Origin of the sequence: Amycolatopsis decaplanina DSM 44594, from assembly GCF_000342005.1 — a bacterium.
Taxonomy (GTDB): Bacteria; Actinomycetota; Actinomycetes; order Mycobacteriales; family Pseudonocardiaceae; genus Amycolatopsis; species Amycolatopsis decaplanina.
This window is the reverse complement of record NZ_AOHO01000048.1, coordinates 117,589-140,698: the sequence shown is the minus strand read 5'-3', so window position 1 is coordinate 140,698 and position 23,110 is coordinate 117,589. Positions and strand designations below refer to the sequence as shown.

Genomic DNA, 23,110 nt, shown 5'->3' with positions numbered 1-23,110 from the left:
CTGGTCAGCCGAGGCCCGCGAGTGTGAGCCGCGCCTCGTCGGCGACCTGCCGCCGCACGCCGGCGCCTTCCCAGTTGGTCCCCGTGACCGGGTTCACCGGCTGTCCATCCCGGACGGTCACCTCCAAATGGGTGTCCACTTTGTACTGCTGACACACTGCCAGTGAGGCCTGAAAAAAGAATTCGGCTCACCGAAAAGACAATTCCGCCCCGCCAAGAAATACAATTCGCCCGCACATGCCGCGCGATTCGGAAAAGCGATCAGCTTGCCTTTCTCTTAATTGCCCCTTTATCGTTGCAGTGAAAGGGGTGAAGAACCATCATGTCTAGCGCGATGCTGGCTTTGATCAGTGCATTCGGCCTGGTACTGGTCGTGGAGCTGCCGGACAAGACCCTCGTCGCCACCCTGGTTCTCACCACCCGTTTCCGCGCGTGGCCGGTATTCGTCGGGGTCACCGCCGCGTTCGCCGTGCAATGCGCGATCGCCGCCACCTTCGGCAGTGTGCTCACCTTGCTTCCGGAGACGCTGGTGACCGTCATCGTCGCCACGATGTTCGGCATCGGCGCGTACATGCTCCTTCGCGAAGGGTTCAGCCCCGGCAAGGACGGCGGAGAGGACGCCTCGCGTTCCGGCCCCGGTCCCGCGACCTTCCTCCGGTCCGCGCTGACGTCGTTCGGCGTGCTGTTCGCCGCCGAGTGGGGCGACGCGTCCCAGCTCGCGACGGCCAGCCTCACGGCACGCTTCGGCAACCCGTTCGCTGTCGCCCTCGGCTCCTTCGTCGCGCTGGTCGCCGTCGCCGGTCTCGCCGTCTTCATCGGCGCGAAGGTCCGTAGCCGGATCCGTCCCAAGCTCATCCAGCGCGTGGCGGGATTCGTCTTCGCCGGGTTCTCGCTGTTCGCGCTGGCCCAGCTCGCGTTCTGAGGCGCACGGGGTTTTCACAGGTTCGCCGGGTAACCTTTCGGGAACGAAAAGGTGAACACCCACCCCGACGTGCCTGGAGAAACCGGTCGTGACCTCGCCGAAGACCCTCGCGGCCCGTGCCGTCTCCCCCGTGCACGGCAGGCTCGCGATCTTCGGCATGGCCGTCGCCGTCGCCATCTCCATCGACCTGCACCTGAGGTTGTCCAGCCAGGTCAGCCCGATCTGGCAGACGCTGTCCGAGTACGTCTACGGCTACCTCTCGCCCGGTTCGACGGCGGCCCCGCTGTTCGGCGCGATGTGCCTGGCGCTGGGGTTCGGTTCGCTCGCCCTGCTCGGCGGGATCGCGAAGGCGCACCGCAGCGGATACGAGTCCGTTCTCGTCCTGCTCGGCGTGTGGTGCACCGGGCTGTTCGTCCTCGCGCTCGTCCCCGTCGACCCCGAAGGCCAGGCCCGTTCGCTGGCCGGGCAGATCCACAACTACGCGGCGCTGGCGGCCTTCCTCGCGCTTCCCGCCGCCGCCTGGGTGCTGACCCGCCCTGGCCGCGCGCGCTGCCCGTGGGAGCCGCGCCGCACGACGATCCGGCGGCTGTCGGTGGCCAGCTTCGCCGCGGTGGTGGTCGTGCTCGGCGGATTCGTCTGGACGATGCTCACCGGCCCGTCGCACCAGGAGGTCACGCTCGGCCTGTTCGAGCGGCTGCTGTTCGCGGTGGACCTCACCCTGCTGGCGACCATGGTGCGCCCGCTGCTCAGCCACCGCTGACGCGCTATTCGGGCTGTTTCAGCACCTCGGCCAGCCGGACGGCGGCCGCCATGACCGCAGGGCCCACCACGGAGGCGTCCAGCGGTTCGAGGGACACGACGCCGAGGCTGGCCTTCAAACCCGGCACCCCGCGCACGGGTGCGGCGACCCCGGACGCACCCGCCTCCAGTTCACCGGACGAGGTGACCCAGCCTTCGCCGCCGCCGGGGCGCAGCGTCATCGCTTTGCCCGCCGCGCCGGCGGACAGCGGATGGCGGGTGCCGACGCGATAGGCGACGTGGAAGCTCGTCCACGACGGTTCGACGACCGCGACGGCCTGTGCCTGGTCCCCCTGTGCGACCGACAGGTGCGCCGTCGCGCCGACCTTCTCCGCCAGCTCACGCAGGACCGGCCTCGCGGCCTCGCGCAGCTGCGGGAGGACCTGCCCGGCGAGCCGGAGCAGGCCGACACCCAGCCTTACCTTGTTGCCGTCGCGCCACACCAGGCCGCGTTCGGACAGGGGGACGAGCAGCCGGTAGACGGCGGCCCGGCTCGCGCCGATGGCGACGGCGAGTTCGGAGATCGTCGCCGCCTCGCCACCGGCGTCCGCGACCGCTTGGAGCAGCGCCAGCCCTCTGTCCAGGGTCAGCGACCCTTCGCGCGTCACAAGAGTCCGAGTTCCCCGAGGTCGGCGACCGGCTCGTCGAACGAGGCCGCCGCGTACGAGGCGAAGAGCCCGCGCACGGCCTTCGCGGCCGGCTCCGACATCCCCTTGGCCTCGGCGGCCAGCGCGGCGCCGTCGGTCGATTCGAGAGCGGCACGAACGTCGCCACCCGAAAGGCAGCGCGCGGACGCCACGATCAGGTTCAGGAACCCGTGGTGGGTGAAGCCGCTCGACTCCTCGGTGTGCCGGACGGCGCGGTGCAGGCTGTTCGTCGCCTTGAACGACGCCCCGGTCGAGCCGCTGACCACCGCGAGGAAGTCGGCGACCTCGTCGACGCTGGGGAAGTTCTCGCCCGCCTTGCCGCCGCAGCGGATCTTCGGCCAGCTGCCGTGCTCGATCACCTTCCGCACACCGTCCAGCCAGCCGACGCCGCGCCGCGGTTCGACCACGCGGATGACGTCCTCGGGCACGAACTCGGAGACGCGCTCCAGCCAGACCTCGTCGACGTCCGACGGCGCCGGCATCTCCACCATGCGCAGGCTGAGGATCTCGCTGCGCGATTCGACGATCGAGATCGCCTTCGGGACCCCGCCGAGGCCGGTGTCGATGATCAGCGACAGCGGCAGCGGTTCCTTGGGTTTGATCTTGATGAGTTCGGTGATGAGCTCGGGCAGCCGCGACGCCTGGCACAGGAACACGCCGAGGACGCCGGAGTGCTCACCGGCCCTCGACGCGAAGTGCGCACGCAGCGCTTCGGGCATGGACGCCTCACCGGGCGGGAACAACGCCGAGTCGTCGACGAGCCGCGCGAACAGGGGAGGGATTCCTCGGGGGCCGGGTGGCGTGAGTTCCACAGCGCTTGACACGACTGACACGCTAGTAGCGTACGACATCAGGACAAAATCGTTCGCACAACGGACACGTTCCGGGGAGATTCCGATGCCTTACTACCGGCAGGTAGGCGAGATCCCGCACAAGCGCCACACGGCATTCCGCAAGCCCGACGGCGGCCTGTACGCCGAGGAACTGATGGGTGTCGAGGGCTTCTCGGCGGACTCGGCGCTGCTCTATCACCGCGGGCTGCCCACCGCGATCGTCGACGCCGTGGCGATCGAGGACGAACGCGGTCCGATCACCCCGAACCACCCGCTCAAACCCCGTGCCTTCAAGACCCAGGACCTCAAGTTCGGCGACGCCGACGCGGTCACCGACCGGCGGCGGCTGTTCGGCAACGCCGACGTCACCATCGGCTTCGTCCACGCGACCCGGCCTTCGCCGCTGTACCGCAACGCGGCGGGCGACGAGCTCTTCTACGTCCAGGGCGGCAGCGCGACCGTCGAGACGATCTACGGCTCCCTGGAGGTCGGTGACGGCGACTATCTCGTCATCCCGACGTCGTGCACCTATCGCGTGCTCCCGCACGACGACGACGGCGGGGTCAAACTGCTGACCATCGAGGCGCGCGGCCACATCGGCCCGCCGAAGCGGTACCTGTCGGCGAAGGGCCAGTTCCTGGAGCACTCGCCGTACTGCGAACGCGACATCCGCGGCCCGTCCGAACCGCTGGTCGTCGACGGCACCGACGTCGAGGTCCTCGTGCGGCACCGCGCCGGGCTGACGCGCTACACCTACGCGACCCACCCGTTCGACGTCGTCGGCTGGGACGGCTGCCTGTATCCGTGGGCGTTCAACATCGACGACTTCGAGCCCATCACCGGCCGCGTGCATCAGCCGCCGCCCGTGCACCAGACGTTCGAGGGCCCGAACTTCGTGGTCTGCTCGTTCTGCCCGCGCAAGGTCGACTACCACCCCGAGTCGATCCCGGTGCCGTACAACCACGCGAACGTCGACTCGGACGAGCTGATGTTCTACGTCCGCGGGAACTACGAGGCGCGCAAGGGTTCCGGGATCGAGGTCGGCTCGCTTTCCCTGCACCCGTCCGGCTTCACGCACGGGCCGCAGCCCGGGGCGGCGGAGGCGTCGATCGGGGCGCAGTTCTTCGACGAGACCGCGGTCATGGTGGACACCTTCGCGCCGCTGGATCTCGGCGAGGCGGCCGACGCGTCAGAGGACCACCGCTACGCGTGGACCTGGTCCGGCCGGGGCCCCGGCGCCTGACGACCACGCAATCAGTCACCTACTTGCGGCGTTCGGAGAGGTGCACCGGCAGGCGCCCACGCAAGTAGGTGACTGATTGCGGGGAACGTGGCGGGATAAGTACCGCCATGGCCGCAACGGTTCGGCAACACCAAGCCTGGCAAGGCGAAACCTCCGGATAATCGGTGTTCCTCACCGGCGGAGGTTCTCCATGGTCGTGAATCCTCAGCAGTCCCGCGGCGGCCGCAAGGTCCTGGCGTTCGTGGCCGCGGCGGTGGTCGCCATCGGCCTGATCGTCGGTTTGCGCGCGCTCACGAGCGACTCCGGTGAGGAAGCCGCGGAAGCGAAGTGCACGACGGGTGACGCGGTCAAGCTGCAGGTGTCGTCCTCGCCGGAGAAGGCGGGCGTGGTCGCCGAGATCGCCAAGGGGTACAGCGGACGCACGGTGGCCGGACGCTGCGTCGATGTGCTCGTGCGGTCGAAGTCCTCCGGCACCGCCATGCAGGCGCTGTCGCGCGGCTGGAACGAGGCGGTGGACGGCCCGCGACCGGACGTCTGGACCCCCGCCGCGTCCGGCTGGGTGAACCTGTTGCGCCAGAACCTCACCGGCTCCGATCACCCCGCCCTGGTGCCCGAGGGTGAACCGGAATCGGTCGCGAACGCGCCGCTGGTCGTCGCGATGCCGAAACCGATGGCCGAGGCGCTCGGCTGGCCGGGCAAGGGCATCGGCTGGAAGGATCTCGCCGCGCTCGCCACGGATCCGCAGGGCTGGGCGAAGTACGGCCACCCGGAGTGGGGGAAGTTCCGGCTGGGCAAGACGAATCCGAACATCTCGACGTCCGGCCTCAACGCCACCATCGGTGCCTACTACGCGGCGACGGGCACGTCTTCGGACCTCACCGCGAACGCGCTCGCGAAGCCGGAGGCGCGGACGTTCGTGCAGAACGTCGAGCAGGCCATCGTCCACTACGGCGACAACACGCTGACCTTCCTGACGAACCTGCAGAAGGCCGACGACCGCGGCGCCGCGATGTCGTACATCTCGGCGGTGACGGTCGAGGAGAACTCGCTCGTCGGTTACAACCAGGGCGATCCCACGAACGATCCGGCGAAACGCGGGCAGCACGCGCCGCCGAAGGTGCCGCTCGTCGGGATCTACCCGAGCGACGGAACGCTCGACTCCGACCACCCGTTCACCGTGCTGAACTGGGCCGACGACCTCCACAAACAGGTCGCGGCGGACTTCCTCGCGCATCTGCGCGGCGCCGAAGCGCAGCAGAAGTTCAGCGACATCGGCTTCCGCACGTTCGACGGCAAACCCGGGTCGCAGACCACGAAGGAGAACGGCGCGGAGCCGGACTCGAAGCTCAACCTGATCCGCCCGCCGAGCCCGCCGGTGCTGACCGAGGTGCTGAAGTCGTGGAAGGACCTGCGGAAGAAGGCGAACGTGCTGCTGGTCGTCGACGTCTCCGGTTCGATGGGTGACGGCGTCAGCGGGACCGGGAAGAACAAGATGGATCTCGCGAAGCAGGCGGCCGTGGCGTCGTTGCCGCAGTTCAGCGACGCGGACAAGGTCGGGCTGTGGATGTTCTCGACGAAACTGGACGGCGACAAGGACTTCCGGGAACTCCGGCCGGTGTCGCCGATCGGCGGCGAGCCGGGCAGGCAGGAGCTGGCGTCGCGGCTGAACGGGCTGACCCCGCAGAACGGGACGGGGCTCTACGACTCGTCGCTGGCCGCCTACGAGTTCATGAAGCAGCGGCTGGATCCGAACGCGATCAACGCGGTCGTCGTGCTCACCGACGGCCGGAACGAGGATCCGGGCGGGATCGATCTGCCGAACCTCGTCGGACGGTTGCGGACCGAGGGCGGCGGCGAGGCGGTGCGGCTGTTCACCATCGCCTACGGTTCCGACGCGGACTTGGACGTGCTCAAGGAGATCGCCGAGACCACACAGGGCGTCGGGTACGACTCGTCCCGGCCGGACTCGATCGACCAGGTCTTCACCGCCGTGATCTCGAATTTCTGAGATCCTCGGATATGCGTTTCGTCCGTGAGCTGGGTGAGCCGTGGGGACTGCTCCTCGCGGCGACGTCGGCGGGTGCGGCCTGGGCGGTGCAACTACCGGTGCTCGCCGCACTCGGCGTCGGTGTGACCGTGCTGACCGCCCGCGCCGGGATCGCCGCCGCCACGCGGCCGAAACCCGTGTCAGAGCTCGAAGAACGACCGCTTCCCGACGTCGAGCCGGGCTCGCCCGAGGCGGATTGGCTGCGGCGCGCGGAAGCCGCGGCCGACGGCTTCCGCGCGATCTCCGCTTCGCTCGACACCGGCCCGCTCGCCGACCGGGTGGCCGACATGGAACCGGTGGTGCGGGAAACCGTCGACACCCTCCGGCGGCTGGCCACCCGTACGTCCGCCACCGGGAAGGCGCTGACGCGTGTGGACCTCGGCGCGGTGTCGGCCGAGAAAGCCCGGCTGCGGAAGGAATTGAAGACCGCCGACGACGACATCCGCGGCGACCTGACCCAGTCTCTCGAAGCGGTGCAGGCACAGGAAGACGTGCACGCGCGGCTTTCGAACGCGCGGCGGAAACTGCTGGCACAGCTGCGATCCGGCGCGCTCGGACTCGACGGCCTGGTCGCCAGGGCGGCCGAACTGTCGGCCGCCACCGGCGATTCGCTGCTCGACACCACCACGATCGGCGAGCTGGGCGAGCAGCTGGAAGGGATCCGGCGGGGTGTCGTGGAGACCGAGGAAGCGACGAGGCGCTGGCGAGCCTCGTGAGTGGTAAAGACGGTTAGAACCGTCCTTACCGCTCACGAGCCGAACTTGACCGGCCCGAAAACCGCGTGCCCTGGCACTCCGGCCTTCGCCATCTTCCCTGCCACGGGCACGCCTAGCACCCAAAGCCGTCCGGTCGCGGCGATGTTCGCGGCCAGCGACGGATCCGAGCCCCCGGCCTGGACGGTGACTTCGCGACCGTCGGGCAGGACCGTCCGGCCCTTCACGGTGACCATGCCGAAGAGGTTGATCGACGCCGGCCCCGGCACGACGGCGAGTTCGGTCCACGTCGGCTCGGGGAGTCTCCTGAGCAGCAGCACCGCGGCGAGGGCGAGTCCTATGGCACCGATGCCGCAGCCGATGCCGAAAAACCACGCGCATTCCACCAGGACGCTGTCCCGCCGCGGATAGTCCGCCGCCGTCCAGAGGCCGAACGCGCTCATGACGAGCAGCATCGCGACGCTGAAAAAGTAGTACGCCGACAGGAATCGGCGTTGGATCGCCAGCATCCGTCCCGGCGACACCGCTTCCGCGGCGAACGGGACCGAACCCTTCACCGGGGTGTCGCGGAACGCGCCGCGACGCGGGACGACGACACCGGGGAGCATGACGAACCGGCCGAGCACCCAGAGTCGTCGCTGGGCGGCGAGTTGCGCCCTGAGCGGGGCGGGCAACCGCACGACGAGCCACCGGCCGTCCAGCGGAACACTCACTCGCGCACCGGCGACGAGAGCGCCGTCCAGCCCGCTCACCAGGCGGAACGGCTTGTCCGCCAGCTTCCGCATCGAGGAGGATCCGGCAAGGGCGGAGTAGCCGAAGTAGAGCGAAGACGGTGTCATGAAGACGAGGAGGGCCAAGGGCGCGGCGACCCCGTATCCCCGGACACCGCGATCACGACGCCCAGCACCGCGAGCAGCCCGGTCGCGATGGCCATCGTCCCGGCGGTCACGGTGTTGCGGTCGAGAAGGGGTGTCAGGACCGGCATGTTCTTCGCCGGAATCCCTTCGGGTGGTTCGAGCACCCGGATTCTGTGGTCTTCCACCTGGTCAACGTATACGTGTGCGGTGAGACGTGATCCAGCCTACTTCCACCCCAGGCGAGATCAGGTTAGGCTCACCTAACCAGGAGGTGAGCCGTGACCACACCGACGTCCATCCGCCGCCCGCCGGCGCCGAACCCCGCGGAACGCGCGAAGACGATCGCCACCCGCAACGGGCCGGCGACGCTGATGCCGACCGCCGAGCAGCGTGACCAGCAAGGACAGTACGGCCGTGTCATCCCCGAGCTGCACCACGTGCATCCGAGCGGCAGCGTCAGCGTTCTGCTGCCGGACGAGCACCACCTGGTGAAACGCGCGCACGAGGCACAACGCGGCGAGCTCGCGGTGATGGTCGAACTGACCGATCAGGCGCCGGTCGACCTGCGTGAACCCATCCGCGGATTGCTGTGGATCACGGGCTGGCTCCGGCCGCTCTCCGAGGTCTCGGCGCGCGCCCGCGCGGTCTCCATCGCGGAAACCCGGCCGGACGAGCGGCTGCTGGACGTCGGACACGGCCTGACGCTGCTGAGGCTGACCCCGGCGTCGCTGGTGCTCGCCGACGCCGAGGGCACGCACTCGCTCCGGCCGCATATGTTCAGCGCCGCGCCGCCGGATCCGTTCCACGACTACGAGGCCGCGTGGCTGCGGCATCTGGAGACCGACCACGCCGACGTCGTCCGGCAGCTCGCCAAACACGTGCCCGCCGAACTGCGGGGCGGCTGGATCCGGCCGCTCGGGCTGGACCGCTACGGACTGCGGCTGCGGGTCGAGGCCGACTCCGGCGACCACGACGTCCGGCTCGCGTTCTCGCGTCCGGTCGAAGGGCCGCAGCAGCTGAGCGGCGAGATCCGCCGTCTCGTCGGCTGCCCGTACTTTCCCCAGGGTTAGGCCAGCTCGGCCGGGAATCCGCCCTTGGCGATCGGGCCCCACGACTCGATGGTGACGCGGATGATGCTCTTGCCCTGCTTCACCATCGCTTCGCGGTACTCGTCCCAGTCGGGATGCTCGCCGGAGATCGCGCGGTAGTAGTCGACGAGCGGCTCGACCGAATCAGGCAGGTCGAGCACCTCGGCGGTGCCGTTCAACTGGACCCATTGGTCGTTCCACTCGTCGGAGAGGACACAGGCGGACACTTTCGGTTCGCGTCGCACGTTGACGACCTTCGCGCGCTTCGGATACGTCGAGATGACCAGGCGGCCTTCCGCGTCGACTCCGCAGGTCACCGGGGAAAGCTGGGGGCCGCCGTCGGCCTTGGTGGTCATCAGGATGGCGCGGTGGCGAGTGGACAGGAAGTCGACGAGCGCGGCACGGTCGACGGTTTCGTTGGTCGCGATGCTCCTTGGCATGACTCGACGGTAGCTTGTGCGGGATGAGCTGGCTGCGTCCCGAACGCCCGGCGCTGCCGGAATTCGTGGAAGATCCGGCGCGCCGCCGCGCGATCGTCATCGAACTGGTCGTCGTCTTCGGAATCACCCTCGGCCTGTCCGGGCTGCGCAGTCTGCTGTCCCTTGTGGACTCGCTGCTGCAGCCGGTGCCGCTGGCGCGGCAGCAGGCCCAGTTGAACGTTCCCCAGGCGACGCTGAGCCTGGTCGACCTGCTCAAGCAGCTCCTGAGCGCCGGCCAGCTGGTCGGCTGGGGCGCGCTCGGGCTGTACCTGTTGTGGCGCGGCGGGATGAAGCTCGCGGAGGTCGGCCTCGACAAGCGACGTCCCGGCCGCGACGTCGTCCATGGGCTCCTGCTCGCCGCGGTGATCGGGATTCCGGGACTGGGGCTGTACTTCCTCTCCTACAGCCTCGGGTTCAGCCTGTCGGTACAACCGTCCACTTTGGGCGAGACGTGGTGGCGTCCGATCACGCTGACGTTGTCGGCCTTCGGGAACGCGTTCGCCGAAGAGGTGCTCGTCGTCGCGTACCTGCTGACCCGGCTGCGGCAACTCGGCTGGCGCGAGAACACCTCGCTGGTCGCGTCTTCGGTGCTTCGCGGGTCGTATCACCTGTATCAGGGTTTCGGCGGTTTCGTCGGCAACGTCGTGATGGGCCTGGTGTTCGGCAGGCTGTGGCAGAAGACGAACCGGCTGTGGCCGCTGATCGCCGCGCACACCGCGCTGGATTTCGTCTCCTTCGTCGGATACGCGCTGCTCAAAGGGCGAGTTTCCTGGCTTCCCTAGCTAGTGTGAACCGGTGATTGACGAGACGACTCCACCCCGAGTTGACAGCGAAGTCGGCCCCCTGCGTGCGGTGCTGCTGCACAGGCCCGGCAACGAGCTCAAAAGGCTCACGCCTCGCAACAACGACCAGCTCCTGTTCGATTCCATCCCCTGGGTGGACCGCGCCCAGGAGGAGCACGACGCGTTCGCCGAGGTGCTGCGCGGCCGCGGCGTCGAGGTGCTGCTGCTGGCCGACGCGCTGCGCACGGCGCTCTCGGACACCCGTGCCCACGCGGCCGGCGTACACGCGGCTGTCGACGAGCGGCGACTGGGACCCGACCTGGCCGATTCGCTCCGTTCCCATCTGTCGAGCATCTCCCCGGCGACGCTGGCCGAGGTCCTGATGGCGGGCATGACCTTCGAGGAACTGCCCGCGGCCGAAGGCGCCTCGCTGGTCCGGCTGATGAACCATCCGAACGACTTCGCCGTCGATCCGCTGCCGAACCTGCTGTTCACCCGTGACTCGTCGGCGTGGATCGGCGACCGGGTCGCGGTCTCCTCGCTCACCATGCCCGCCCGCGTCCGTGAGACCGCGGTGCTGGACCTCATCTACGCCTACCACCCGTGGTTCCGCCACGCGTCCCGCGCTTACGGCGCGCATTCGGCGCCGATCGAGGGCGGCGACGTCATGCTGCTCTCGCCGGGTGTCCTGGCCATCGGCGTCGGCGAGCGGACGACCGCGGCGGGCGCGGAGTCGCTGGCGCGCTCGGTGTTCGCCGACGGGATCGCGCACACCGTGCTCGCCGTCCCGATCCAGCAGACCCGCGCGACCATGCATCTGGACACCGTCTGCACGATGGTCGCGGCCGACGCCGTCGTCATGTATCCGCTTTCCCGCGATTCACTGACCGCGTTCACGATGCGACCCACCGACGACGGTTCCGTGAAGGTGGAAGGCCCGGCCCCATTCCTCACCGCGGCCGCCGCGGCAATGGGAATCGACCGGCTCCGCGTCATCGACACCGGGCTCGATCCGGTCACCGCGGAACGCGAGCAATGGGACGACGGGAACAACACCCTCGCACTCGCGCCCGGTGTCGTCGTCGGGTACGAACGCAATGTGGAAACCAACGCGCGCTTGGCGGACGCCGGTATCGAGGTACTGGCCATCGCCGGCTCCGAGCTGGGCTCCGGCCGCGGCGGGCCGCGTTGCATGTCGTGCCCGATCCGCCGCGAAAGCATCTGAAACAAATAAAGTAAGCCTTCCCTAATTGATTTCCTTTGATTAGGGAAGGCTTACTTAATTGAGGTGAACCTATTGTTGGGAATGGTAACCTAATAGGGGGGAGATCACCAGGGAAAAGTGGAAATCAAATAGGGACATGACGTATCGTCGAACACATGGCCCTCACCAAGAAGCAACCGCGCTCGAAGTTCTACGAACTGCTGCAGGCGCAGATCCACAACGAGTTCAACGCCTCCCAGCAGTACATCGCGCTGGCGGTCTGGTTCGACGCCGAGGACCTTCCGCAGCTCGCGAAGCACTTCTACAAGCAGTCCGTCGAGGAGCGGAACCACGCGATGGCGCTGGTCCAGTACATGCTGGACACCGACCACCACGTGGAGATCCCCGGCACCGGCGACGTGCGCAACGACTTCTCCGACGTCCGTGAGCTCATCGAGCTCGCGCTGCAGCAGGAGAAGGACGTCGCGACCGACATCCAGCAGCTGGCCAAGGCCGCCCGCGCCGAAGAGGACTACATCGGCGAGCAGTTCACGCAGTGGTTCCTCAAGGAGCAGGTCGAGGAGATCTCCCAGATGTCCACCCTGCTCAACATCGTCAAACGAGCCGACGGCAACCTGTTCGAGGTGGAAAACCACCTGCACCGCGAGTCCGTCGGGGACAGCGGCGCCGACTCGGGGATGCCCCCGGTCGCCGGCGGCGCGCTCTGACGCACTGACCAACGCTCCCACCACGGGAAAACCCGGGCTCTCCCCCTTGGAGCAGCCCGGGTTTTCTTCGTTCGCCTCAGCTGAACTGACAGTCCTGGTTGATGCTGGTCAACAGGATGCCGACGGCCGACCCGTCGTCGGCCACGAAGATCCGGTACGCGCTCGCCGCACTGACCGGCGCGACGTAGGCGCTGCCGTCCTTGGTGCTGCCGGGGTAGGCGGCGAGGATGTCCGCCTCGGTCGAACCGACGCCGATCCCCTCCGGGGTGTGCACCGTGCCCGCCGGGTTGATGACGGTGATCCCGTCGCTCTCGGTCAGCGACACCGACGTCGGCCCCGGAACGGCGGCTCCTTCCGCGTAGCCGTACGTGCAGGTGCCCCGGACTTCTTTCGCACGCAGCGGACCGGCGGTGGCTTCCGCCTCGGACTCGCTCATCCCGAGCCGGAGCTTGCCGAAGCCCGCGGAGGTCAGCAACGCGCCGGAGGTCACCTCGCCTTGCGTGGGCGGCTTCGTGGCGGCTGTGCTCTTCGGCGGCTTGGCGGGCCCATCGGAGACCGTCGACTGCGGTGGCACGGTCGTCTGGTTCGGCGGCCCCACCGCGGAAGACACCGGCGGCGCCGAACTCCCCGGTCCCGGCTGCACCAGGCTCGACGAGGCCGCCCCCATGGTGAGCTGGTCGCCGCCGGGGAAGGCCGCGCCGTTGTCCTTGTCGTGGATCGTGAAGACCGTGAGCCCGCCGCCCAGCAGGACCACCGCGGCGGCCATCCCGCTCGTCGTCTGCATCAGCTGACGGCGGCGACGGCGACGGCGGGCGCCCGCGACGATCGTCTCGGGATTCAGCACGGACCCCACGCCCAGTCGCTCATCGGAAAACAGGTCGCGCAGCTTCCGCTGCACGTCCTGGTCGGACATGTTCATCCCGCTTCCCTCCCTTCGTCCTCGGACTCGAACAGGGCGAGCTTCGTGCGCAACGACGCGATCGCCTTGCTCGCCTGGCTTTTGACGGTGCCCTGGCTGACCCCGAGCGAATCCGCGATCTCCGCTTCCGACAGCCCTTCGCAGTAACGCAGGACCATCACCGCGCGTTGCCTCGGCGGCAGCGCGCGTAACGCCTGCCACAGCGGCTCGTGCTCGAACGGGTCGGCCGGACTGTACGGCCGGCTGTCCGGCAGGTCGGCGACCAGGCTCTCGCGTTTGGTCCGGCGCCAGCGGCTGATGTGCGCGTTGGCCATCGAACGGCGGATGTAGGCCATCGGGTCGCCGGTCTTGTGCTGGACGTACGACCAGCGGGAACCGATCTTCTCCAGCACGGTCTGGACCAGGTCCGCGGCGTCGTGCGGATTCCCGGTGAGGGCGTGGCCGTATCTCAGCAGACCCGGCAGACTGGCCCGCACGAAGTCGCCGAAGTCGGTGAGCTCACCAGGCACGTCACTCCTCCGGCTCTCGCCGGCCCCCCAGACGTCCGTCCCCGGTATGACCGTCGCGGCAGCGGTCACCGTATCGCCTCCTCCCGGGGTCACTCGGCCAGGCCTGCCTGGCTCACCTCTCCCGAAACGCATGACCGCCCCCACAGGTTGTCTCTTGCCGCGAACCAGTTCGGGAGACGCTCATCTCCCTGAGGAGTTGCCTGCCTCACCGTCTCGACACGGACTCGGGAATTCTGAACGAACCGTCCCCCTGAACAGGGAATTCGTGTACGGCCACCACGGCGTTACGGGGTATCGGCCCGTACACGTGGGGGAACTGGAGACCGGCCGGATGCGGCGGATCGCCGTCCTCCCAGACGACGGGCGCGCCGACGAGCGCCGGGTCGATCTCCAGCAGCACCAGATCGGTGCGGCCGGGGAACACGGCGTTGGCCGGGATATGCGCCGTTCCCGGATCCGAGCAGTGGATGAATCCGTCGGAATCGAGCGATGCGGCGGTGTAGACGCCGTCTTCGGGCACCGCGGCCCAGTCGGCTTGTCCGCAGATATGGAGGATCACGCGACCATCCTCGCTCAATTCGTCATCTGGTTGCGGTAGATGCTCGTGCATCTACCGCAACCAGATGACGAAACGCGAGGGGTGGGTCAGCGGATGGTGAGCTGGCGGCCGATCAGGCCGTCGCGCGAGCGGCGCTCGGCGGCGTTGAGGGGCTCGGTGTCGAGGGACTTCAGCGCGGCATCGAGCCGGACGCCGAGCTGGTCCTTGGCGTCGGCCCACTCGCGGGCGTGGGCCTCGGGGTCGAGGTCCCACACCGGGACGAGCAGTCCGTGCGCGCGGAACGAACCGGCGTAGCGGGAACCCTCGCCGAGGCCCAGCTCACCGGCCGCGGACAGTCGCGCAAGCGCTTGCAGCAGCAGGTTCTCCGGTTCTGGGCGGACCCAGCGCAGGTGCGCCTTCTCGCCGGCGAGCACCCAGTACGCGCCCGAGCCGAGGCGTTCGGTCGGCATGATCGCCGCGTTCGCGCGCTCGAGGGACAGCGCGACGTCGCCGCTCGCGTCGGCGTCCTCGGGCAGCCACCAGGCGAAGTCGTTGTAGAGCGTGACGTCGAGTTCGACGTTCGTGTCGAGCAAGTCCTGCAGGCGGGCCTTCTCGTCGGCGGTGGGCGGCGTCGTGGTGTCCGGCACGGACAGGACGTCACCCTCCTTGGCCTCCAGCACCCACTTGAGCGCCCGGCCGAGGTCGCGGCTGATGTCCGAGGACCGGGTCTGCACCTGCATCCCGATGTAGCGCTCGCCGTCGGACCGGACGAACGCGGCCGCCGCCATCGGCAGCACCGTGCCGAGGGTGACCTTCTCGCCGGAGCCCGCCAGCGTGAGCGCCGCCGTCGCCGACGGGACGAACTCGCGCAGCGCGATCAGCTCGGTCTCCGCCGCGAGCCCCTCGAAGGGCTGGCCGACGAAGACGTCGCGCACCTTCGGCTTGCGGTCCGAGGTCGTCTTGGGACCCTTCTTGCGCGAACCCTTGCCCACGTCAGCCTCCTCGAAGTTCGGTTCGGAACGCTATCGCGGGAAGGGCGCGGGCCCGTAAGGCCCCCGCCCTTCCCGCGCGCGTTCAGGACCGCGAGGCCGGACGACGGCGCATCAGGACCGCGCCACCGGCGCCCGCCACCCCCGCTCCGGCCAGCCCGGCGATGAGCCAACCGGCCGAAGCGGGCTCGTCGACCGGCCCGCCACCGGTCTGCGGCGCGCCCGCGGGCACCTTGGAAACCTGCTTCTTGACCGGCTCCTTCTTGGCCGCCGGGACGACCTTCACCGTCGCCGCGGGCTCGACGGTGTCGCACAGCAGGACGAACAGGTGATCGCCGGGCTTGACGTTCGGCCGCACCTGGTAGGTCACCTTGACGTCGGTGCCACCGGCGCGCTTGACCGATTTGTCGGCGACCTGCGTGAATCCGTCCGGAGCGAGGAGCGAGAACCCGTGCGGCGTGACACAACGCCCCTGCGTGGTCACCTTTCCGCCCGCCTCGACCGTCTTCGGCGACACCCAGAACTTGGTGCCCTTCGGCTTCTCCGGCGCCTCTACCGGTGCTTCGGCGGCGAAAGCGGTCGCGGGCAGCAGCGCGAGCGCGGCGGCGGTGAGCCCGGCGAAAAAGGCATGACGAATACGCATGGAAATACCCCAGTTCCGATGAGTCGATTTCTTTCCGGGCCAGACGGCCACGGAATCCCCTGCCGTCCCGCGCTTCCGCGTTCCGACATCCCTAGAGACGCCACGCCGTGCCCGAGGTTCAGCGGGGTCGGTAACGAAATCATCGCGAGAAACACCCCGCCTGCCAGCGGATAGACCGGATCGGCGGGTTTCAGCGGCCATTCGGGTACCACGGAAACATGACTGAAAACGGTTGTCATCATCCGGACGATCTAATCGCGGGTGATCAGCCTGCCGTTTTCCCCTCACCGCACCGAATACTCGATCACGGCGCCACCCGGCGCCGTAGTGCGGAGAAGGGATCACAGATGAGCACCTCGAAGCGCCGGGCCGCGTTGGCCGCGTTTCCCGTGGCACTCGGGCTGATGCTGGCCGGGCCCGCGGTGGGCACGGCTTCGGCCGCGCCGCAGTCAGACAGGGACGACCAGGCCCGCCATTGCCTGCTGCTGTGCGTGGGCCATCCCCACGGGCATCACCACCACGGCATCGGCCTGCACCTGGGGCTTTGGCTGCATCTGTAGCTCCCTGCCGCGCCGGGGCGGACACCTCGGCGCGGCGCCCGGCCGGGTTACAGTCGGCGGGTGTTCGACCTCGCCGACCCGGCCTTCCTCGCGAATCCGTATCCGTACTTCGCCGACCTCCGCGAACGCGGCGAAGTCCACCGGCATGACGGCCTCGGCATCGCCGTGGCGGTGTCGCACGCGGCGTCGGCCGCCGTCCTGCGGCATCGCGGGCTCGGCCGGATCTGGCAGGACGCGCTGCCGGTGGAGCGGTTCGCGTCGTTCAACCTGCTGCACCGCAACTCGCTGCTGGAGAACGAGCCGCCCGCCCACACGCGATTGCGGCGGGTGATCGCGAGCGCGTTCGGGCGCGGCCACGTCCAGCGGCTGCGGCCGATGGTCGCCGAACTGGCGGACGGCATGGTCGACGGGCTCGCCGCCGAGATCGCCGAAACCGGCTCGGCCGACCTGCTGGCGCACCTCGCGCAGCCGCTGCCGGTCGCGGTCATCGCGGAGCTCCTGGGCGTCCCCGTCGAGGACGGGCCGCGCATGGTCACCCTGTCCAACCACATCGTGAAGATGTACGAGTACGGGCTCGCCGAGGACAAGCGCGACGCCGCCGAAGCCGCGGCCGCGGAATTCGTCGAGTACCTGCGTGACGTCGCGAAGCGGCGCGCGAACTCCCCCGGCGACGACATCGTCAGTGACCTACTGCGCAGCGAACTCACCGAGGACGAATTGGTCGCGACCGCGGTCCTGCTCCTGATGGCCGGGCACGAGGCGACGGTGAACGTCATCGGAAACGGCGTCAACGCGCTGCTGACCCACCGCGACCAGTGGGAGCGGCTGGTGGCCTCCCCGGATCTCCTGGACCCGTGCGTCGAGGAGCTGATCCGCTTCGACGCGCCGCTCCAGCTCTTCGAGCGGACGGCGACCGCCGACGTCGAGATCGCCGGGTTCCGGGTGGCCGAAGGCGAGAAGATCGGCGCGCTCCTCGGCGCCGCCGCACGGGACCCGAAGGTCTTCGACCGGCCCGACACCCTCGACATCGGCCGTACGCCCAACGCGCACCTCGGCTTCGGCATGGGCATCCACTACTGCGTCGGCGCTCCGCTCGCGCGGGTGGAGATCGCGGCGGCGCTGACCTCCCTGGCGTCGAAGCTGCCGGGATTGAAACTCGCCGAAACCCCGGAGCGACGGCCGGAGTTCGTGATCCGGGGGCTGCGCTCGCTCCCGGTCACCACGCGATAGCAAAGGTCCCCTGCTCTCCCAGCGGACAAGTCCGTGAAGGCCTCCTTGAGGGACTCTGGGTCCCTCAAGGAGGCCTTCACGGACCAAAGTTTCGCAGGTCAGCGGGCAGAAGCGGCGGGGCGTTCGCGACGTTCCGGGTCCGGCGCCCCCTCCACCTTCAGAACGCGAAGCAGGCGAAGGCGCTTCTCCGCCACAGGCGCGAGCAGGCCGGACATGCGCTTCACGAGCAGCGCCGTCACCACCGCCAGCCCGGCCGCCGACAGGTCGGTCAGCGCGACCAGCACGACCCCGTCGGCCAGTGCCTGGACGCCGTCGCGGAACCGCCAGACGATGACGAGCCCGAGCAGCACCCAGTTGAGCGCCCAGACGCCCCACCAGATCAGCACGAGCCGCGACGGCTTCGGCCGGGTTTCGCGTGTCCGGCGCAGGACGGCGTGTTCGAGTTCGGCGACGATCGGCAGCACCATGATCAGGTTCACCACCGGCACCAGCACGAACACCATCACGTGCCACAGCCGCCTCGGCGGCTCCTCGCCGGAGACGTCCGCGGCGGCGTGCCTGGCCACGAGCAGCCACCACACGGTGAGCCCGGACGGCAGCAGCGAAAGGATCGTCGTGAGCAGGCCGGCGGTGATCACGAAGCTGTCGGAGACCGAGACGACGGACGTCGACAACGCGGAGTCGCGGCTCTGCACGAGCAGGACGTAGCGCCAGATCTCGGCGGCCGAAGCGACGACGGCGAGGGCGGCGAAGGTCCACAGCACCGGCAGGAGGCTGCGCGTGATCACCCGCAGCCGCTCCCCCGCGGTGATCTCGCCGGACGCGGTCCCGGGAACCGCGGTCGGACGGCGCCACACCAAGTTCGGGAAGCCCCACCGCGGCGGGACCGGATACGACGGCGGACCGGAGTAGCGCTCGGCCACGGGTTTACGCCGCTGCGGCCAGGCACCGGGCGGCGGCGACGCGACCCAGCGGACACGATGATGCCGCGGCTGCCGCATCGGCGCGGGACGCACCGGCGGCACCGGTGTCCTCGGCGGGTAGTGGCCTGGCTGCACGATTACAGCACTTCGGGTTCGACGCCGGGATGGTCGCCGACCATCGGGCGCCCTTCCTGCTTCCAGGAGCCCATCCCGCCGGCGACGTTCACCGCGTCCCAGCCGCTCGCGTTGAGCCACGCGGCGGCGCGCGCGGACCGGCCGCCGCTGCGGCAGATCACGTAGACCGGCTGGTCGTCGGGCAGGTCGTCGAGTTCGCCGACGCGCGCGGGCAGTTCACCCATCGGGATGTGCTTGGCACCCGGGGCGTGCCCGGCGGCCCACTCGTCGTCCTCACGGACGTCGAGCAGCGCGACACCGTCCTTCGGCAGATCACGGACGGCGACGGTCGGGATGTCAGCAGGGCTCACCACCCTGCCATCCTCGCATCCCGTCCCGTTGCGCGCGCGTGAAGAGGGACTCAGTGCCGGACGGCCTTTTCGGCGCCCGCGCCGGTGAGGGATCGGACCTCCATCTCGGCGTACTTCTTCTGGTTGTGGTCCTTGGACAGCACGGTGCCGAGCCAGCCGAGGAAGAACGCGACCGGGATCGAGACGATGCCCGGGTTGTCCAGGGGGAACCAATGGAAGTCGACGCCCTGGATCATCGAGGCGCTCTTGCCGGTCTTCGGGTCGACGGGCTTGCCCGAGACCGCGGGTGAGAAGACGATCAAGACGACGCACACGATCAGCCCGCCGTAGATGCTCCACAACGCGCCCTGGGTGTTGAACCGCTTCCAGAACAGCGAGTACAGGATCGTCGGCAGGTTCGCCGACGCCGCCACCGCGAACGCGAGCGCCACCAGGAACGCCACGTTCTGGTTCTTCGCGAGGATCCCGCCGACGATGGCGACCGCCCCGATCACCAGCGCGGTGATGCGCGCGACGCGGACCTCGCTGTCGGCGTCGGTCTTGCCCTTCTTGATCACGTTGGCGTAGACGTCGTGCGCGAACGACGCCGACGCCGTGATCGTCAGGCCGGCGACCACCGCGAGGATCGTCGCGAACGCCACCGCCGCGATGAACCCGAGCAGCACCGGGCCGCCCAGTTCGAGTGCCAGCAGCGGGGCCGCCGAGTTGGTCGTCCCCGGTGCCTTCGCGATCACGTCCGGACCGACGAGCGCGCCCGCGCCGTAACCGAGCACCAGCGTGAACAGGTAGAAGATGCCGATCAGGCCGATCGCCCAGACCACCGAACGGCGCGCGTCCTTCGCGGTCGGCACCGTGTAGAAGCGCATGAGCACGTGCGGCAGACCCGCGGTACCGAGCACCAGCGCGATGCCCAGCGACAGGAAGTCGAGCTTCGTCGTGCCTGTCTTCCCGTACTGCTTGCCCGGTCCGAGCAGCGCTTCCCCCGCCTTGCCACCCTTGTCGACAGCGGCCTGGAACAGGTTGGAGAGGTTGAAGCCGTACTTCCCGAGCACCCACACCGTCATCGCGAACGCGCCCGCGATGAGCAGGACGGCCTTGATGATCTGGACCCAGGTGGTGCCCTTCATCCCGCCGATCAGCACGTACAGGATCATGATCACGCCGACGACGGCGATCACCAGGTCCTGGCCGAGGTTCCCCTCGATGCCGAGCAGCAGGTTCACCAGGCCGCCCGCCCCCGCCATCTGCGCGAGCAGGTAGAAGAACGAGACGGCGAGCGTGGAGATCGCGGCCGCCGCGCGGACCGGGCGCTGCTTCATCCGGAACGCCAGCACGTCGCCCATGGTGAACTTGCCGGTGTTGCGCAGCAGTTCCGCGACCAGCAGCAACGCCACCAGCCACGCGACGAGGAAGCCGATCGAGTAGAGGAAACCGTCGTATCCGTTGATCGCGATCGCACCGGCGATACCCAGGAACGACGCCGCGGAAAGGTAGTCTCCCGAGATCGCGATCCCGTTCTGCGGACCGGTGAACGCGCGCCCCGCGGCGTAGTAGTCGGACGCGGTCTTCGTATTCCGGCTCGCCCGGAAAACGATCACGAGTGTGATCGCGACGAACACCGCGAAAATGGTGATGTTGAGCGCCGGATTGCCGCCCTGTACGCCCGCTGCCAGCGTTTTCACCGTTCGGTCCCCTCGATCTCGTGCCGGATCTTGTCCGCGAGCGGATCGAGTTCCCGGTTCGCGTACCGGACATAGAGGCCGGTGATCACGAAGGTGGACACGAACTGCAGCAGGCCGAAGACCAGGCCGACGGTGATGTTGCCGGAGAGCTTGGTGCTCATGAACCCGGTCGCGTAGTCGGCGAGAAGCACGTAGAGCAGATACCAGAGGAGGAACAGGGCCGAGACGGGGAAAACGAATGCCCGGAGCCGTCGTCGCAGCTCGGTGAATTCCGGACTCGTCTGGACCTTTTCCCAATCGGATTCCGGATCGGACCCGGGGCCTTGATCGGTATCGCTCACGTCGGACCTCCCACCTTCCGCGACCATTCCGAAACTTCGTTGTCACGAAAGATCATGCCCCTCACGGGGCGCGATAGGGGCAATCCATTTGAGTGAACGGTAAGACTCTGGGTAGACGATCATGACCCGAAAGGGTGATTTTACTTCCGGTGGCGGCCTTTGCCGGTGGTCCGCGTCTTCTCTTCGGCCTGCCCGAACCGGGCGACCGCACGATCACGCATGAACCCGAGCGGATCGGGCGCGTGCAACCGCAGCATCACGCCGTGCACGTCGTCCGGCCGTCCGTATCCGGTCGCCCGGCTCACCACGTAGGTGGTCAGGAACGCCGCCGGCACGGTGATCAGCGCGGGCTGGTTCGAGAACCACGGCGCCCAGCCGCCTGTGTTCTTGCTGACGATGTTGACCACCAGCGCGGTCAGCACCAATCCGCCGCCGACGAGCATCCCGGCCAGCGCGCCGGGCCAGCTGAGCTTGCGCCACCAGACCCCGAGCAGCAGCAGCGGGCTGAACGTCGACGCGGCCAGTGCGAACGACATCCCGACCGAAAGCGACAGGTCGTCCGCGGGCAGCAGAAGGGCCAGCCCGAACGGGATGGCCGCGACGATCGCCGTCGCCACCCGGAAATCGCGAACGCGGCCGGGCAGGACGTCGGTGGACACCACCCCGGCCACGCTCACCAGCAGCCCGGAAGAACTCGACAGGAACGCGGCGAAGGCGCCTGCCGCCGTCACCGCGCCGAGGAGCTGACCCCAGAACCCGGGGAGGACCGCGGACGGCAGCAAGAGGATGGCGGCGTCGGTCTTCCCGGTCACCAGCAGCTCCGGGACGTACATCCGGGACAGCGCGCCCAGCAGCGTCGGGAACAGGTAGAACAGCCCGAGCAGCAGCAGGACGTGCACCGTCGTGCGGCGCGCGGCCTTCCCGTCGGGGTTGGTGTAGAAGCGGACCAGGACGTGCGGCAGGCCCATGGTGCCGAGGAAGGTCGCGAGGATCAGCGAGTAGACCTGCAGCAGATCCGTGAGACTGCCCGAACCCGGCCGGAGCCAGTCGCCATTGGACGCGGGCGCGTCGCTGACCACCGGCACCGGGGTCCCGGCGGTGAACTTCAGCGTCGTGCCCTTGGCGACCTTGTGCCCGGCCTCCGGCGTCCACACCGCGAAACCGTTGGCGCGCGCGCCTTCCACCTGACCGTAGGCCTCGAGCACGGTCACCGAGGTGACCTTCAGCGTGACGTCGGCCTGCACCGACACCGTGGTGTTCTCGGGGAACGTCGGCGGGGCGGGCTGCCCCAGCGGACGTGCGCTGCCCGGCCCGCCGGAACCGAGGAACACGATGCACAGGATGAACGCCGGCACCGCGATGGAGAACAGTTTCAGCCAGTACTGGAAGGCCTGGACGACGGTGATGGCGCGCATCCCGCCCGCGATCACGTTGAACCCGACCACACAGGTCACCAGGATCGCGCCCGCCCACGCGGGCACCGGCAGGATGGTCGCCAGTGTCAGGCCGGCGCCCTGCAGCTGCGGGACCATGTAGAGGATCCCGATGAACACCACGAACGCCGTCGAGACCCGGCGCAGCATCGTCGAACCCAGCCGCATCTCGACGAAGTCCGGCAGCGTGTACGCGCCGGACCGCCGCAGCGGCGCGGCGACGAACAGCATCAGCGCGAGATAGCCCGCGGTGAAGCCGATCGGGAACCACAGCGCGTCGGCGCCGTCCTTGAGCACGATGCCGGCGACGCCCAAGAACGACGCGGCGGACAGGTACTCACCGGAGATCGCGGCGGCGTTGCGCCGGGAGCGCACGGTGCGCCGGGCGACGAGGAAATCGTGCGTGCTGACGGCCGACCGCGAGGAGCGGTGCCCCAGGTAGAAGGTCAGCACCGCTACCAGCACGATGCCGGCCATGGCCCACGGATTCAGCTGCACGGTGTCATTTAATCGCGCGC

The 23,110-nt window shown here is 68.8% G+C and carries 27 protein-coding genes; 11 read left to right on the top strand and 16 right to left on the bottom strand.

The window, feature by feature from the left end:
* Positions 1–4: 4 nt before the first annotated feature.
* A complete protein-coding gene (locus H074_RS42045; protein ID WP_007030547.1) occupies positions 5–139 on the bottom strand; it encodes a hypothetical protein in 135 nt (44 codons plus the stop codon).
* 194 nt (positions 140–333) lie between these two features.
* Between H074_RS42045 and H074_RS13220 the strand changes: the two genes are divergently transcribed.
* Together H074_RS13220 and H074_RS13215 are read left to right on the top strand one after the other, a co-directional pair.
* Entirely contained in the window at positions 334–921 is a 588-nt protein-coding gene (locus tag H074_RS13220; protein ID WP_007030546.1) for a TMEM165/GDT1 family protein, read from the top strand.
* Between the two features lie 88 nt (positions 922–1,009).
* Entirely contained in the window at positions 1,010–1,681 is a 672-nt protein-coding gene (locus tag H074_RS13215; RefSeq protein ID WP_007030545.1) for a DUF998 domain-containing protein, read from the top strand.
* A gap of 4 nt (positions 1,682–1,685) precedes the next feature.
* Here H074_RS13215 and H074_RS13210 read toward each other — a convergent pair whose 3' ends face one another.
* On the bottom strand, positions 1,686–2,327 hold the full coding sequence (locus H074_RS13210; protein WP_007030544.1) for an IclR family transcriptional regulator: 642 nt from the start codon (positions 2,325–2,327) through the stop codon (positions 1,686–1,688).
* Entirely contained in the window at positions 2,324–3,178 is an 855-nt protein-coding gene (locus H074_RS13205) for a hypothetical protein (protein WP_007030543.1), read from the bottom strand. Before H074_RS13205 ends, H074_RS13210 begins: the two co-directional genes overlap by 4 nt.
* An 85-nt stretch (positions 3,179–3,263) precedes the next feature.
* Here H074_RS13205 and H074_RS13200 point away from each other — a divergent pair, with 85 nt between their 5' ends.
* From H074_RS13200 to H074_RS13190, 3 genes are all read left to right on the top strand, one after another.
* Positions 3,264–4,442, top strand: a complete 1,179-nt coding sequence (locus H074_RS13200; protein WP_007030542.1) for a homogentisate 1,2-dioxygenase — start codon at positions 3,264–3,266, stop codon at positions 4,440–4,442.
* A gap of 190 nt (positions 4,443–4,632) precedes the next feature.
* Complete coding sequence (locus tag H074_RS13195; RefSeq protein ID WP_007030541.1) at positions 4,633–6,450, top strand: substrate-binding and VWA domain-containing protein; 1,818 nt, start codon at positions 4,633–4,635, stop codon at positions 6,448–6,450.
* Positions 6,451–6,461: 11 nt separating this feature from the next.
* The gene (locus H074_RS13190) at positions 6,462–7,205 is read left to right on the top strand and encodes a hypothetical protein (RefSeq protein ID WP_007030540.1); all 744 of its coding nucleotides are present in this window, start codon (positions 6,462–6,464) and stop codon (positions 7,203–7,205) included.
* Between the two features lie 32 nt (positions 7,206–7,237).
* On the opposite strand, the gene H074_RS13185 is transcribed toward H074_RS13190, so the two are convergent.
* Positions 7,238–8,041 (bottom strand): hypothetical protein, encoded by an 804-nt coding sequence (locus H074_RS13185; protein ID WP_235096749.1) that lies wholly within the window; start codon positions 8,039–8,041, stop codon positions 7,238–7,240.
* Entirely contained in the window at positions 8,038–8,244 is a 207-nt protein-coding gene (locus H074_RS41555; protein WP_235096748.1) for a hypothetical protein, read from the bottom strand. Before H074_RS41555 ends, H074_RS13185 begins: the two co-directional genes overlap by 4 nt.
* A 93-nt stretch (positions 8,245–8,337) precedes the next feature.
* On the opposite strand from H074_RS41555, the gene H074_RS13180 reads away from it, so the two are divergent.
* A complete protein-coding gene (locus tag H074_RS13180) occupies positions 8,338–9,129 on the top strand; it encodes a DUF2470 domain-containing protein (RefSeq protein WP_007030537.1) in 792 nt (263 codons plus the stop codon).
* Here the strand turns inward: H074_RS13180 and H074_RS13175 are convergent.
* Positions 9,126–9,587, bottom strand: coding sequence for a PPOX class F420-dependent oxidoreductase (locus tag H074_RS13175; RefSeq protein ID WP_007030536.1), 462 nt, complete (start codon positions 9,585–9,587; stop codon positions 9,126–9,128). The two genes, H074_RS13180 and H074_RS13175, sit on opposite strands and share 4 nt — an antisense overlap.
* A 23-nt stretch (positions 9,588–9,610) precedes the next feature.
* On the opposite strand from H074_RS13175, the gene H074_RS13170 reads away from it, so the two are divergent.
* The 3 genes from H074_RS13170 (at position 9,611) to H074_RS13160 (ending at position 12,340) form a co-directional block, all read left to right on the top strand.
* Entirely contained in the window at positions 9,611–10,408 is a 798-nt protein-coding gene (locus H074_RS13170; protein WP_007030535.1) for a CPBP family intramembrane glutamic endopeptidase, read from the top strand.
* A 13-nt stretch (positions 10,409–10,421) separates the two neighbouring features.
* Positions 10,422–11,633 (top strand): arginine deiminase, encoded by a 1,212-nt coding sequence (locus tag H074_RS13165; protein ID WP_083920412.1) that lies wholly within the window; start codon positions 10,422–10,424, stop codon positions 11,631–11,633.
* A gap of 155 nt (positions 11,634–11,788) precedes the next feature.
* On the top strand, positions 11,789–12,340 hold the full coding sequence (locus tag H074_RS13160) for a ferritin (protein WP_007030533.1): 552 nt from the start codon (positions 11,789–11,791) through the stop codon (positions 12,338–12,340).
* Positions 12,341–12,416: 76 nt separating this feature from the next.
* Here the strand turns inward: H074_RS13160 and H074_RS13155 are convergent, their stop codons facing one another.
* The 5 genes from H074_RS13155 to H074_RS13135 all read right to left on the bottom strand — a co-directional run bounded on the left by H074_RS13155 (position 12,417) and on the right by H074_RS13135 (position 15,938).
* Positions 12,417–13,259, bottom strand: a complete 843-nt coding sequence (locus H074_RS13155) for a hypothetical protein (RefSeq protein ID WP_007030532.1) — start codon at positions 13,257–13,259, stop codon at positions 12,417–12,419.
* Positions 13,256–13,768 (bottom strand): SigE family RNA polymerase sigma factor, encoded by a 513-nt coding sequence (locus H074_RS13150; RefSeq protein WP_007030531.1) that lies wholly within the window; start codon positions 13,766–13,768, stop codon positions 13,256–13,258. The genes H074_RS13155 and H074_RS13150 overlap by 4 nt, the downstream gene beginning before the upstream one ends.
* Positions 13,769–13,973: 205 nt before the next feature.
* Positions 13,974–14,327, bottom strand: a complete 354-nt coding sequence (locus H074_RS13145; RefSeq protein WP_007030530.1) for a DUF952 domain-containing protein — start codon at positions 14,325–14,327, stop codon at positions 13,974–13,976.
* An 86-nt stretch (positions 14,328–14,413) separates the two neighbouring features.
* Complete coding sequence (locus tag H074_RS13140; RefSeq protein WP_007030529.1) at positions 14,414–15,298, bottom strand: DUF5926 family protein; 885 nt, start codon at positions 15,296–15,298, stop codon at positions 14,414–14,416.
* Positions 15,299–15,380: 82 nt separating this feature from the next.
* Entirely contained in the window at positions 15,381–15,938 is a 558-nt protein-coding gene (locus H074_RS13135) for a hypothetical protein (protein ID WP_007030528.1), read from the bottom strand.
* A 347-nt stretch (positions 15,939–16,285) separates the two neighbouring features.
* Between H074_RS13135 and H074_RS13130 the strand changes: the two genes are divergently transcribed.
* Complete coding sequence (locus H074_RS13130; RefSeq protein WP_007030527.1) at positions 16,286–16,498, top strand: hypothetical protein; 213 nt, start codon at positions 16,286–16,288, stop codon at positions 16,496–16,498.
* A 60-nt stretch (positions 16,499–16,558) separates the two neighbouring features.
* Positions 16,559–17,728 (top strand): cytochrome P450, encoded by a 1,170-nt coding sequence (locus tag H074_RS13125; protein WP_007030526.1) that lies wholly within the window; start codon positions 16,559–16,561, stop codon positions 17,726–17,728.
* A gap of 98 nt (positions 17,729–17,826) precedes the next feature.
* Here the strand turns inward: H074_RS13125 and H074_RS13120 are convergent, their stop codons facing one another.
* From H074_RS13120 to H074_RS13100, 5 genes are all read right to left on the bottom strand, one after another.
* Positions 17,827–18,753: a DUF4328 domain-containing protein gene (locus H074_RS13120; protein ID WP_007030525.1), complete on the bottom strand. Its 927-nt coding sequence runs from the start codon at positions 18,751–18,753 to the stop codon at positions 17,827–17,829.
* Between the two features lie 35 nt (positions 18,754–18,788).
* A complete protein-coding gene (locus tag H074_RS13115) occupies positions 18,789–19,139 on the bottom strand; it encodes a rhodanese-like domain-containing protein (protein WP_007030524.1) in 351 nt (116 codons plus the stop codon).
* A 47-nt stretch (positions 19,140–19,186) separates the two neighbouring features.
* On the bottom strand, positions 19,187–20,818 hold the full coding sequence (locus tag H074_RS13110) for a solute symporter family protein (RefSeq protein ID WP_007030523.1): 1,632 nt from the start codon (positions 20,816–20,818) through the stop codon (positions 19,187–19,189).
* Positions 20,815–21,186 carry a DUF485 domain-containing protein gene (locus H074_RS13105; RefSeq protein WP_007030522.1) on the bottom strand — a complete coding sequence of 124 codons (372 nt, stop codon included), beginning with the start codon at positions 21,184–21,186 and terminating at the stop codon, positions 20,815–20,817. Before H074_RS13105 ends, H074_RS13110 begins: the two co-directional genes overlap by 4 nt.
* A 113-nt stretch (positions 21,187–21,299) precedes the next feature.
* Positions 21,300–23,090 (bottom strand): sodium/solute symporter, encoded by a 1,791-nt coding sequence (locus H074_RS13100; RefSeq protein ID WP_039922332.1) that lies wholly within the window; start codon positions 23,088–23,090, stop codon positions 21,300–21,302.
* Positions 23,091–23,110 lie beyond the last annotated feature (20 nt).